The 13,827-nt window shown below is 48.3% G+C and carries 8 protein-coding genes; 7 read left to right on the top strand and 1 reads right to left on the bottom strand.

What is annotated here, in order from left to right; translation table 11 throughout:
- The first annotated feature begins 5 nt into the window (after positions 1-5).
- From E5342_RS15465 to E5342_RS15440, 6 genes are all read left to right on the top strand, one after another.
- Entirely contained in the window at positions 6-3,164 is a 3,159-nt protein-coding gene (locus E5342_RS15465) for an efflux RND transporter permease subunit (RefSeq protein WP_057329075.1), read from the top strand.
- The gene (locus E5342_RS15460) at positions 3,154-4,596 is read left to right on the top strand and encodes an efflux transporter outer membrane subunit (protein WP_121736153.1); all 1,443 of its coding nucleotides are present in this window, start codon (positions 3,154-3,156) and stop codon (positions 4,594-4,596) included. The genes E5342_RS15465 and E5342_RS15460 overlap by 11 nt, the downstream gene beginning before the upstream one ends.
- 232 nt (positions 4,597-4,828) lie before the next feature.
- Positions 4,829-7,471, top strand: coding sequence for a DUF5916 domain-containing protein (locus tag E5342_RS15455; protein ID WP_121736154.1), 2,643 nt, complete (start codon positions 4,829-4,831; stop codon positions 7,469-7,471).
- Between the two features lie 50 nt (positions 7,472-7,521).
- Positions 7,522-7,716: a PspC domain-containing protein gene (locus E5342_RS15450; RefSeq protein ID WP_121736155.1), complete on the top strand. Its 195-nt coding sequence runs from the start codon at positions 7,522-7,524 to the stop codon at positions 7,714-7,716.
- A 3-nt stretch (positions 7,717-7,719) separates the two neighbouring features.
- Positions 7,720-9,741 carry an excinuclease ABC subunit UvrB gene (uvrB, locus tag E5342_RS15445; RefSeq protein WP_121736156.1) on the top strand — a complete coding sequence of 674 codons (2,022 nt, stop codon included), beginning with the start codon at positions 7,720-7,722 and terminating at the stop codon, positions 9,739-9,741.
- A gap of 3 nt (positions 9,742-9,744) precedes the next feature.
- On the top strand, positions 9,745-10,617 hold the full coding sequence (locus E5342_RS15440; protein WP_121736157.1) for an N-acetylmuramoyl-L-alanine amidase-like domain-containing protein: 873 nt from the start codon (positions 9,745-9,747) through the stop codon (positions 10,615-10,617).
- Here E5342_RS15440 and E5342_RS15435 read toward each other — a convergent pair.
- A complete protein-coding gene (locus E5342_RS15435) occupies positions 10,611-12,815 on the bottom strand; it encodes a DUF5686 family protein (RefSeq protein WP_135959725.1) in 2,205 nt (734 codons plus the stop codon). The genes E5342_RS15440 and E5342_RS15435 overlap by 7 nt on opposite strands.
- Before the next feature lie 162 nt (positions 12,816-12,977).
- On the opposite strand from E5342_RS15435, the gene E5342_RS15430 reads away from it, so the two are divergent.
- Positions 12,978-13,679, top strand: a complete 702-nt coding sequence (locus E5342_RS15430; RefSeq protein WP_121736159.1) for a Crp/Fnr family transcriptional regulator — start codon at positions 12,978-12,980, stop codon at positions 13,677-13,679.
- Positions 13,680-13,827: the final 148 nt, after the last annotated feature.

Here is a 13,827-nt window from a genome sequence, read left to right as displayed (position 1 = left end):
GCCCTATGTTTGAAATATTTATCAGACGCCCTATTTTATCGGGCGTGATCTCGGTGGTAATTGTCTTCTTGGGATTGCTGGCGATCAACTCCTTGCCGATTACCCAATTCCCGGATATCGTGCCCCCTTCCGTTACCGTTACCGCCCGTTATACCGGAGCGAACGCCGACGTGATGGCGAAAACGGTGGCGACCCCGCTGGAGCGTGCCATCAACGGCGTGCCCGGAATGACCTATATGACCTCTGTTTGTACGAACGACGGTATGTCCTTGACTACGATCTATTTCAAGGTCGGTACCGATCCGGACGTAGCTTCCGTGAATGTGCAGAACCGTGTGACCACCGTGCTGGATGAGCTTCCGGAAGAGGTGATCCGTGCCGGCGTGATCACGGAGAAGGAGGTAAACAGTATGTTGATGTACCTGAACATCATGAGCTCGGATAGTACCCATACGGAGAAATTCGTATATAATTTTGCCGATATCAATATCTTGCGTGAGTTGAAGCGCATCGACGGCGTGGGATTCGTGGAGATCATGGGTAGTCGCGACTATGCGATGCGTGTATGGCTGAACCCGAACCGGTTGGCGGCTTATAATATGTCGCCGCAAGAGGTTACGGAGGCGATCCGCTCGCAGAATATCGAGGCGGCACCGGGTAAGACGGGTATCAGCTCCGACAAGATCCCGCAGCAATTGCAATACGTCTTGCAATATAGCGGTAAGTTCAGCACGCCGGAGGAATATGGCGAGATCGTCTTGAAAGCCCTGCCGGACGGTTCCGTGCTTCGCCTGAAAGACGTGGCTACGATCGAGTTTGATTCCGAGGATTATAATATGATCTCCATGACGGACGGAAAGCCCTCGGCCTCTATCATGATCAAGCAGCGTCCGGGTTCGAACGCCCGTGAGGTGATCCAGCAGATCAAGGCGAAGATGGAGGAATTGAAGGAAACGACGTTTGCTCCGGGTATGGAATATAATATCTCGTACGACGTGTCCCGTTTCTTGGACGCTTCCATATCGGTCGTGCTCAAGACCTTGCTGGAGGCGTTTATCTTGGTATTTATCGTGGTGTATCTTTTCTTGCAGGATTTCCGGTCTACGCTGATACCCGCTATCGCCGTTCCGGTATCGTTGATCGGTACGTTCTTCTTTATGCAGATGCTGGGTTTCTCGATCAATATGCTGACTTTGTTCGCCTTGGTGCTCGCTATCGGTATCGTGGTGGATAATGCGATCGTGGTGGTGGAGGCGGTCCACGTGAAGATGCACAACGAGAAGCTGCCCCCGTTGAAGGCAACGAAAAAGGCGATCGGTGAGATCGGAGGGGCGATTATCGCTATTACGCTGGTGATGTCCGCCGTGTTTATCCCGGTCGGTTTCATGGATGGTACGGTGGGTATCTTCTATCGCCAGTTCTCGTTGACGCTCGCTGTGGCGATCGTGATCTCCGGCGTGAACGCCTTGACGTTGTCTCCGGCTCTTTGCGCCTTGTTGCTGAAACCGGTATCCCATTCGAAGAAGAAAAAGAAAAATTTGCTGGCTCGTTTCTTTGATGGGTTCAATAGCCGTTATGATTTCTTGGAGCGTCGTTACCGCTTGAATTTAAGATGGTTCTTGAACCGCCGGATGCTGACGTACGCAACCTTGATCCTTTTCTGCCTGGCCACGTGGGGCATGACGTTCGTGCTGCCTTCCGGCTTTATCCCGAACGAGGACCAAGGTATGATCTATGTGAACGTAGACGCGCCTCCCGGAGCTACCTTGGAGCGTTCGGAAGCAGCCTTGAACAAGGTGCAAGCAGCTTTGTTGCCGTTGGAAGAGGTGGAGACGATCTCTACCTTGGCCGGCTATAGCTTGATGACCGAGACGGAGGGTGCCAGCTTCGGTATGGGTATGATTAACCTGACCCCTTGGGATCAACGGGAGCAGACGGCGGCGGAGTTGATGAGCGTATACGCCGATCGTGTCGCCCATATCAAGGATGCGGACATCCAGTTCTTCCTGCCGCCTACGGTTCCGGGATTCGGTAACGCGAGCGGCTTCGAGCTTCGTCTGCAAGATAAGACCGCCGGTACGTTCGCCGAGCTGGATGAGGTTGCCAAGAACTTCGTGGCGAAGCTGAACGCTGATCCTCGCCTGACCGGTGTCACTTCTGGCTTCAACCCGAATTTCCCGCAATATCTGCTCCGGGTGGATTTGGCGAAGGCGGCTAAGCTAGGCATCAACGTGAACGAGTCCATGGAGACCTTGCAATCTTATGTAGGTAGTTTCTATTCCTCCAACTTCGTCCGTTTCGGCCAGATGTACAAGGTCATGTTGCAAGCGGCGCCGGAGTATCGTATGAATCCGGAGGATTTGTTCAGCCTGTATGCTAAGAATAAGGAAGGGAATATGGTGCCTTACTCCAACTTCATGACGATGGAGCGTGTGTATGGCCCGAGCCAGATTACCCGTTACAACCTGTTTACCTCGGCCATGATTACCGGTGAGGCCGCCCCGGGTGTCAGCTCGGGTGAGGCGTTGGCGGCTGTCGAGGAGATCGCTTCCGAGGTATTGCCCCGTGGTTATGATACCGAATGGTCCGGTGTGGCGAAGGAGGAGAAAGAGTCCGGCGGGCAAACGTTGGTGATTTTCGCTATTTGTTTGGCATTCGTCTATCTGTTGCTTGCCGCCCAATACGAGAGCTTATTGCTTCCGCTTCCGGTTATCCTGTCGCTTCCGGCGGGTGTGTTCGGCTCGTTCTTCTTGCTGTACGTGGTAGGGCTGGAGAATAATATCTACGCACAGGTGGCGTTGGTGATGTTGATCGGTTTGCTGGGAAAGAACGCGATCTTGATTATCGAGGTGGCGAACCAGTGCCGTAAGGAAGGTATCAGCGTGATGGGGGCCGCTATTCAAGGGGCTACCAGTCGTTTGCGCCCGATCTTGATGACCTCCTTCGCTTTTATCAGCGGCTTGATCCCGTTGACGATCGCCTCGGGAGCCGGTGCCTTGGGGAACCGTTCGATCGGTACGGCGGCGGCCGGAGGTATGTTGATCGGTACGTTTGTCGGTATCTTCTTGATCCCGGGGCTTTACGTGATCTTCGAGTCGCTGGCTACTTATTTTAAAAAGAGAAAAGAGAAAGAGCAAATTAAAGAAGACGAGTATGTGTATTGATAAGATGAGATATATAATGATAGGTTGCGCCTTGGCTCTGATTGCTTTGGCCGGTTGTAAGACTCCCGAGCTATCGATGGACGAGCGGATCTCGCTTCCGGAATCCGGCGAGGTGGGAATGAACGACACTACGTTCGTGAAACCGCTGTCGTGGGATGTCTTTTTCCAAGATACCTTATTGCGAGGCTATGTGGATGTGGCTTTACGCAATAACCATTCCTTCCGGCAGAGCATGGAGCGCATCGCCATGAGCCGCGCGGCCTTGCAACGGGCGAAAGGGCTTTTGCTGCCGGACGTGAATTTGAACATCAGAGCCTCCGTGAACCGTTTCGGTGAATATACGATGGATGGTGTGGGGAATAGCGAGACAAACGTGCCTTCTTTGCCAAAGGATAAGCATATACCAGACCCTTACCGGGATTTCGGCTTGAGCTTGAGCTTTCAATGGGAAGCGGATATCTGGGGCAAACTGACCCGGAAGAAGCAGGCCGCCGCCGCTCGCTGGATGGCTTCCGTGGAGGCTACCCGTTTTGCCCAGTCGATGTTGATCTCCGATCTGGCGATTCAATATTATGAGTTGATCGGCTTGGACCGGCGTAAGGAGGTGTTGCGGAACGCGCTGGCCAGTGCCCGTCGTTCCCATGAGCTGACCCGCCAGTTGAAGAAGGAAGGGGCGGAGACGCAGTTGGCGGTCGATCAGTTTTATGCCCGTGTGCTGTCGATCGAGAGTAAGTTGCTGGAAAACGATCAGTTGATCGGTGAGAAGGAGCGGGCGATCGCTTGCCTGTTGGGTGTTTTCCCCTTCGAGATTCGCCGGATGGGATTCGATGAGTTGCGTAAGTTGCCGATTCCCTTGTCGGAAGGGATTCCGGCAAACCTCTTGACATTGCGTCCGGATGTACGTTCCGCCGAGATGGGGCTGATCGCCTCCAAGGCGGATGTGATAGCGGCGAAGGCAGCTTTCTATCCCTCGTTGGTGTTTGGCGCCAGTGGCGGTTTCAATGCGTTTGATGTGGGTAAGTGGTTTCATTCGCCGGCCTCTTTGGTGTACGACTTGGCGGCGGGTATCACGGCGCCTATCTTCCGTCGCAATGAGATCCGTTCGATGTGGAACGAGGCGAAGGCTTCCCAGCGTATCGCTTTATCCCAATACCACGAGACCGCTTTGAACGCTTACACCGAGGTGCTCGATCTCTATTGCGCCAGCCAGACCCAAACGGAGCGTATCCGCTTGAAAGAGAAAGAATCCCTTGCCCACCAACGTTCCGTGGTGAATGCTGGTGAGATGTTCCAATTAAGCTATACCGGTTTCTTGGAGGTTCTTTCCGCCGAGGAGCGTTATCTGGATAGCGAGCTGGAGCATATCGATATCGTCACCGATTTATGCAGGAAGAAGATATTGCTGTACCGGGCGTTGGGAGGCGGTTGTTGATTTTTATCGTGACGCTATTGTTATTTTACTGCAACCCGCATTGCAGTGTTACTGCACGCCGGTTGCAGTAGCGCTGTACGTGCGTCGCGGTACTACTGCAATACGGGTTGCAGTGAGTATTTGATATCGTATGCCTTCGGCTTTGTTGCGATAAATCTAGGGAAGATGTGTCCTTTTCTGAAAAGAAGTGTGTATCTTTGAGGCTTATTGTTATCTTATAATCTAGACCATTATGAAATATCTGACTCTACTCGTGTTTTTAGGAATCTCGTTGTTGTGCGAAGCCCAGCAAGATTCGATCGTCCCTTTTGAGAAAGCGTATAAGCGAACCTATAATATCCGGAAAGTATCGGGAGTGAAACCTACGATCGACGGTAAGCTGGATGAGGACTTCTGGACGAAGCAAGGCGAATGGTCGGATCGTTTCGTACAGATCATCCCCTATGAGCGGGCGATCACGGAATCTCCAACCCGGGTGAAACTTTTCTATGATGATAAATATATCTATATAGGCGTGTATTGCAAGGACGCCGTGCCGGATAAGATGAACCGTTTTATCGGAAACCGGGATGACAATAGTCTGGGCGATTTGATAAGTGTAGCTTTCGATACCTACCATGATTATCGGGCGGCGCCGGAATTCAATATCAATCTGGGAGGGAATAAGACCGATTTAATCGTTACCGACAAGTTGGATGTCAATAAGAGCTGGAACGCCGTTTGGGAGGGCCGGACGCATATTAATCGGGCGGATTCCAGTTGGACCGCCGAGTTGCGTATCCCGTTCAGCCAGTTGCGTTATAACCAGCAATCGGAGGATGGCGTTTGGGGCTTGCACGTACGCCGTATTATCCGTAGGAATAACGAGGTGCAAAATTGGAGCATGATCCCCTTGAAAAACAATGGGCATGTTTTCTCTTTCGGTAACATGAGTGGCATGGACTCTGTTCCTAAGCCTCGTGGTATCGAGTTCTTGCCGTATGTGATGGGTAAATACAGGCAGGAACCCCGGATAGACGGCAGCCCTTATCAAAAAGGACATAGCTGGGGAGGAAACGTGGGCTTGGACGCTAAGTTCGCTCTCTCGGATTATACGTTGGATATGACGATCAATCCGGATTACGGACAAGTGGAGTTGGACCCCTCCGTAATGAACCTTACGGCCTACGAGACGTTTTACGATGAGAAACGCCCCTTCTTCTTGGAAGGAAAACATATCTTGGATTTTGCGAACGGTAGCGATATGATGTTTTATACCCGTAGGATCGGCGCCTCTCCCTCTTATACGCCACGAGGTATAGACAACGTAGGCAGTTATGCCGAGACGAAAGAGAATGTGCCGATTATCGGCGCGTTGAAACTGACGGGTACGAATAAACGGGGCTTGACGATCGGAGTGATCGAGAGCGTAACGGCACGTTCCTCCTCCAAGGTTACCCGTAACGGGGTGGAGGATGTGGAAGTCGTGGAGCCGTTGACAAACTATACCGTGGCCCGTGTGCAAAAAAACTGGAAGGGGAATACCTTGCTGGGCGGTATGGTGACTTCGGTAAACCGTGCCTTGGATCAGCCTTATCTGGAAGATTTTATGGTGCGTAACGCTTTCACGGCAGGTATTGATTTTACCCAGTATTTCAAGAACCGCCTTTATTATATAGATGTAAAGGGAATGTTGAGTTCCTTGCATGGTAGCGCCGGGGCGATCACGGCTTTGCAGAATAGCGTGGCGCATTATTATCAAAGGGCTTCCTCCACCGATTATTTGGGAGTGGATCCTACCCGTCGCTCCCTGACCGGAACGGGCGGTTATGTGAAAGTGGGACGGAAAGGTAATGCCAAATGGAACTTCTCGGAGACCTTTACTTGGTCGTCACCCGGTTTCGACTTGAATGATATGGGATATATGAAGGAAACGGATTATCTGATGAATGAGACGGAGATCATGTATCGGCAGACTGATATCTGGAAAATATTCCGGTACAACGCTTTTACCCTGTCGCAAAAGAATATGTGGAATTACGGCGGTACTCCTTTTAGCAACAACGCTTCTTTGCGTTGGCAAAGTATGACGATGAACCGGTATGAATGGGATATCAAGGAAACGTTTGGCTGGAATTGGCTGGATAGCCGCTTGTTGCGAGGGGGACCGGATGTCCGTTTCGGCTCTTACTTCTTGACCTCTGCTAAGTTTAATACCGATAAGGCGAAGCGGATGATGCTGATGCTCAAATACGAGGGCGATCATAATTTCGAGGGAAATCGTTTCAATACGATCTCGCCAAGCCTGACCTTCCGTTTGGGAAACCATGTCTATTTGTCAGGGCAACTGGATTATGCGTGGAATACGGATGAGATGCAATATGTGGCTACGACGAGGCCGCTTAGCTCGAGTGGCTTGACCCCTTATTATGTCATGGGCCATATGGATCAGAAGACCTATGGCCTCACGCTGAAATTACAAGTGAACGTGACCCCCGATATTTCCATTCAATTTTATGGTGCCCCGTTCACCTCTATCGCTAAATACGATGATTTTAAATTAGCGGCGGATACAAAGTCGCATACCTTAGAGAATCGTTTTCAACGTATTGAACCGGATCATTTGACTTATGCGGATGGAGTCTATACCATCGGAGAGGGAGCTGGGCTGATGTCTTTCAATAACCCGGATTTTAGGTTTAACGAGTTTCGTTCCAACTTGGTAGCCCGCTGGGAATACCTGCCTGGATCCACGCTTTATTTTGTATGGGAGCACCGGATGTCTAACCGGGATAACTGGTACTCGTCCGGCTGGGGAAGTAATTTGAATCGTATGTGGGGACTCCCTGCGACAAATACGTTTATGATCAAAATGAATTATTGGTTCAACTTGTAAATATGAGTGAGATTCATTAGTTTTGTATCTTAATAAAAATATGATAAGATATGGAAGAGAAGAAAAGATTGACTCGTTCGAATAATAAGATGATAGGTGGCGTTTGTGCCGGTCTTGCGGAGTACTTGGATTTAGATCCGACAATCGTACGGATCGTATGGGTATTGATGGTTCTTTTTGCCGGATTCGGTATACTGTTATACCTTATCTTGTGGTTGGTAATGCCTAAACAACAGATCGGGTAAAGAATGAATTTTGAAATATCGTCTTCGTTCAGTCCCACGGGTGACCAACCCGAGGCGATTGCGGCGTTGTCGGAAGGGATCAAGAGCGGCGTTCCTTTCCAGACCCTTTTGGGTGTTACCGGTTCCGGTAAGACGTTTACGATCGCTAACGTGATAAAGGAAGTTCAGAGACCAACCTTGATACTCAGTCATAATAAGACGCTTGCCGCCCAGTTGTACAGTGAGTTTAAAGCGTTTTTCCCAAATAATGCGGTAGAGTACTTTGTCTCTTATTATGATTATTACCAACCGGAGGCCTATCTGCCTTCTACCGATACCTATATAGAAAAAGACTTGGCGATCAATGAGGAGATCGATAAGCTGCGTTTGAGGGCCACGGCTTCCTTATTGTCGGGTCGTAAGGACGTGATCGTGGTCTCATCCGTATCCTGCTTATATGGTATGGCGGATCCTACGGCTTTCGCTGAGAAAGTGACGCATTTGGAACGGGGTATGCGTATCGACCGGGATAAGCTGTTGCGCCGGTTTGTAGACGCCCTGTACGTGAATAATAAGCTGGAGTTCAAAAGCGGCTGTTTCCGTGTGAGTGGTGATACGGTGGATGTCTTCCCTGCGATCGAGACTTTCGACGGTATGGCGTATCGTATCGAGTTCTGGGATGATGAGATAGACCGTATCTCCTCTTTCAATCCGTTGACGGGCGAGGAGTATGATGAGCAAGATGAGCTGAATATTTATCCTACCAATTTATTCGTGACCACCCAAGAGCGTATCAATATGGCGATCGGCCAGATCGATGTGGATCTGGGTACGCAGGTGAATTTCCTCAAGGAGATCGGTAAGCCCTTCGAGGCGAAACGCCTGTATGAACGTGTCACGTTTGATCTGGAAATGATCCGGGAACTAGGGCATTGCTCGGGTATCGAGAACTATTCCCGCTATTTCGACGGACGTGCGGCGGGTGATCGTCCTTTCTGCTTGTTGGACTATTTCCCGAAAGACTTCATGCTAGTCGTAGACGAGAGCCATGTGACGATCCCGCAGATCCGTGCGATGTATGGCGGGGATTATGCCCGGAAGAAAAACTTGGTGGAGTATGGCTTCCGTTTGCCCTCGGCGATGGATAACCGTCCGCTTACCTTCGATGAGTTCGAGTCGTTGACGCCTCTAGGCATTTATGTGAGTGCTACTCCCGCCGATTACGAGCTGATAAAGAGCGAGGGGGTGGTAGTGGAGCAGGTGATACGCCCGACAGGCCTGCTAGACCCGATTATCGATGTCCGCCCTTCATTAAACCAAATCGACGACTTGATGGAGGAGATCACGCAACGCTCGGCGAAAAACGAGCGGGTTTTGGTGACTACCTTGACCAAGCGTATGGCGGAGGAACTGACTACTTATATGACCCGCATGGGGGTACGATGCAACTATATACATAGCGATGTAGATACCTTGGAGCGGGTACAGATTATGGACGACCTGCGGAATGGCCTGTTTGACGTGCTGATCGGTGTCAACCTGCTACGCGAGGGGCTGGATTTACCGGAAGTCTCGTTGGTCGCTATCTTGGATGCGGATAAGGAAGGCTTTTTGCGTTCCCACCGATCCTTGACACAGACAGCCGGACGTGCCGCCCGAAACGTGAACGGAAAGGTTATCTTCTATGCCGATAAGATCACGGCGAGTATGCAGCAGACCATGGACGAGACCAATCGCCGGCGGGAGAAACAGATGGCTTATAACGAGGCGCATGGCATTACTCCGAAGCAAGTCATGAAAAACAGTGTCTCTTTGCTTGCCGAGAAACAACAAACGGCGGAGCCTTACGCTTATATAGAGCCGGAACCAAGCTTGGTAGCGGACCCGGTCGTGCAATACATGAACCGTACGCAGCTTGAGAAGGCGATCGAGCGGACTCGCAAACAGATGACGGAAGCTGCGAAGAAACTGGATTTCATCGAGGCTGCCCAATTCCGTGACGAGCTGGTGAAATTGGAGGATTTACTGAAAACGAAAAAGGATTAACTTATGAGAAGGGGAATGATACTGCTTGTTTTTTGGATGTGTATATGTATAGTGTTTTTAGTGAACGCCCAAGAGCATACATCCCGTAAATTGTATTGTACGGATGAGGATCGTGCTATTTTCGATCGGTATTGTACCCAGATGAAATCTGAGAAATCGTTAGCCCTAGACGAGTTAATGATCCATACCGCCTTTTTCTTTCGGGAGACTCCCTATGTCGCCTCTACTTTGGAAAAGGAGCCGGAGGGCTTGGTGGTCAATCTGCGGGAATTGGATTGCACCACATTCGCAGAGACCGTATTGGCTTTATCCCGTACCCTGCGAGAGGAAAAAACTACCTTTGAGAACTTCTGTGAGAATCTACAGCAGATCCGGTACAGAGAGGGCATGATCCATGATTACACGGATCGTTTGCATTATATGGCCGATTGGTTCTATGAGAATGAGCGAAAAGGAATCGTGAAAGATATGGGGCGGGAGATCGGTGGTGTCTCCCTGCCTCTGGATTTATCTTTTATATCCACGCATCCGGATAGCTATAAGCAACTGAAGAACCATCCGGAAAGGCTTCGAAGGATAGCCGATAAGGAAAAGGAGATAAACCTACGTCCTCATTATTATGTGCCTAAACAGGAGATCGAGAAATGTTCGTCCGGAATCAAGAACGGCGATATCCTCTGCTTCGTTACTTCCATTAAGGGGCTGGATGTGACGCATGTCGGGATTGCCTATTGGAAGGATGAACAGCTGACATTTATCCATGCCTCTTCTTCCGCTAAAAAGGTAATCGTCCAAGCATCCTCCTTGCGGGATTATGCGGAGGGGATAAAGAGTTGTAAAGGGATATTGGTAGCCCGCCCGCTATCCATTCATTGAAATAACTCGAAGGCAAACTTGAACCCCATGTTTTGATAATGCCAACGATCGAATCCGGCGAATATCCCGATATTAAAGATATGGTTCCCGATCCCGTATCCGATTTCCGTATAGCTGGGCAAGACCGGTGTCCATAGTTGGCTCAGATAAAAGCGTTCGGAGAGGATATAGCGTGAGGCCGTTTGCATGAATTTTTTCGTGGAGTTGATCCTAAGAATCTTGAATAAGATAAAGGGGCTTTCATACATGAAATGCGCTTGTATATACTTATCGGAGGCATTAAACCACTCGCCTTTCAATAGATTGAAGACTCCGCCGATCTGATCATCCCATGTATCGGGGAAATTCCTGCGGGTGAAATACCTAAAGTCTGCGAAATAGGTAGACTTTTGTTGTGTATAAAGACCGGCGCTGATATGATAGTTCAACCGTCTGCACAGGCCAAGCATAAGGCTTTGATGGACGTCCGCCTCTATACGTCCGTAATCTCCCGAGCTTTTCCCGATTCCGGGGATACCTCTTGCGAATTCAATGGATATCGTGGGATAATACGAATAGACATACTCTTTCCGGTATCCGTCCATGCGATAATATTGGCGGGGTGTATAGGAGAAACCGAGCACGGGCGTAAAGTCATTATAATTCTGACTGAGTATCTCCTCTACATCATTCCTAGGATCAATCGCCACTTTCTTTTTAGAGGGGATACGGCGATGGTAAGAGATGCCTGTTATTAATTGAAACCCATTGAATAACTCGATGGAGTTTTTTATTTCCGCATAGTAATGTTTGAAATACTCAAGGTTTAAATCATCAAAATTGAAGGTGGAATCCTTTAGTTCCTCATTGATCTTTTGGGTGATCTCGGAAGAGTAACTCTCATTGCTGTTTCCTACCTCTACCGATAAGATTCCCCGTTTCTGCGGCGAGTATTCCCAATCGCCTCCGACCTTGAAAAATACCTGCTTGCGCTTGAATACGTAACCTATCTCCGGACGAAAACGAATTTGTTTGTCACGGACAAATGTCTTGCTGATACGGAATCGCTGTTTGTAAGTGATGCCGTTACGGGCGGAATAACCCAATTGGAATGGATTCAGAAGCCCGGAATATTTAATACGGGTCGTTTTATAATCTATATTGACTGTATTCGTCAACTGCTCCGTTAGTTTAACGTACTTCCGGAGATCATCGGCCGTATCGATTTTACTTATATTTTGCTCTTGGGCTTTACTGTATAAGTGGGCTTCATCCGGACTCAAGGGATTGTCACGATGGATATTCCAATACGTGGAATCCCTAATAATAGGAACCGTATCGGACGAGAGTTTGTAATAATTGGTTAGGTCCAAGGATTTCCATTTATGGCTTTCGTTATCCTCTTCCACCCATTCCACTTCCTGATACTTAAAGGAAGAATGGTAGGTGGTTGCCACCGCATTTCCCAATACCCTGTATCGGAGGAATAGATCCGCCTTCTCGGGCAGGATGAATCGCCTGAAATCCCGTCCGTAGCTCATGACTAGGTTGAATTCGGCGAAAGAGTAACGACCGTTCATATCAATCTTATCGATCGTCCATGACTGGTCGATGACATATAAATCCCCGCATACCAATTTCTGGCTCCATTGCTTCGGCTGGAAACGGATTTTGTAAATCGTCAAGCCGTTGATCGTCTCCAGCCCTTCCAAATTGAACGTATAAAACTTAAAAGCGTTGCTGGCTATCGGCATGAAGATGGCATCATCGTAAGCGGTAGGGGAATATACGTTCAAATTCAAGAAAGCCAAGGCCTCCTGTTGCTTCTTTTCGTTGGGTATGCTGTTTCCGTTGACAGCCTTTAGATCATGAAGATAATTCTGAGGGGCGTTAAATCTAGATTGGCTAACCATTTCAAAAAGCATATCCTTATTTTTCCGGTCGATAGGAAAGATGTGGTGGGCGAGACGTATTAACATGTTTTGTTTTAAAATTTCTGTACGTCCTTTGATATAAATCTCAGCCTCATATTTTGATACTGTATTTTGGTATTGGGTCGCCTTTTCGATGACAAGGTACATGATCGAGTCCGCCCGTTCTCTCGTTTCTTGATTCCCCTTGCCGAAAGACAGTATCTTATCACTATAAGTATCAGTGTTCTTTGCGAAAATACTTATAGTGATTAAAATCAAGGTAAGTATCGAATATAACTTTTTCAACGATTTTACATTCTTTCTAGGCAAACATAATGAATAAATTTTAGTTTAGACGTGAAAGAAAGTAAAATGTTACAATATGGTGTAATTAATCGTACAAAAGTTTTTATTTTTTCAAAAGAAAAATCGTATATTTGTGCTTCATAAGTATGTTATATAGCAGTCGTGGTTAAACAACAAAAAGAAGAGGTCGATTTATCGGCTAGTTTATCAGAGGTGTGGAGGGTGCTGACCGAAAAGGAACGTGAGATCCTCCGTAATAGTTCGAAGATCCAGTATTTCAAACGTAATGAGTTGATTTATTGTGAAGGAGACGAACCAAAGGACATGATGTGCTTGTTAAAGGGTAAAGTGAAGATTTATAAGGATGGAGTAGGGGGTAGGAGCCAGATTATCCGGATGATTAAGCCTGTGCAGTATTTTGGTTACCGGGCTAGTTTCGCTCAAGAAGATTATTTGACGAACGCTTCCGCATTCGAGGCTTCTACGGTTTGCATGATTCCTATGACAGTGGTTATTGATCTTTTGATGAGCAATCCGAATTTGGCGATGTTTTTTATCCGTCAATTGTCCTTTGATTTAGGTGTGGCAGATGAACGCACGGTAAACCTTACACAGAAACATATTCGCGGACGTTTAGCTGAGTCTTTGTTGTTTTTGAAAGATAGTTATGGCTTGGAAGAGGATGGTGCCACTTTGAGTATTTATTTGTCTCGGGAGGATTTGGCGAATTTGTCGAATATGACTACATCGAATGCTATCCGTACGTTGTCTACCTTTATCAACGAACATCTCATTGCTGTCGATGGTCGGAAAATCAGTTTGCTTGATGAGGGACGTTTACGAAAGATCAGCCGGTTAGGATAACGGTATTTCATAAAATATATACTGACTAGCTCCAACCTGTATATATTCATCGGCTAAGTCAGTATATATCCTTAGGCAAGCAAGCTTTACAGAGTGACTATGCCTAAATTTACTTCACAGATTTTACTGTTATTTTCTAAGGTACTTC

The organism is Parabacteroides distasonis (assembly GCF_004793765.1).
In the GTDB taxonomy this organism is placed as follows: Bacteria; Bacteroidota; Bacteroidia; order Bacteroidales; family Tannerellaceae; genus Parabacteroides; species Parabacteroides distasonis_A.
This window is presented reverse-complemented; position numbering and strand designations above follow the sequence as displayed.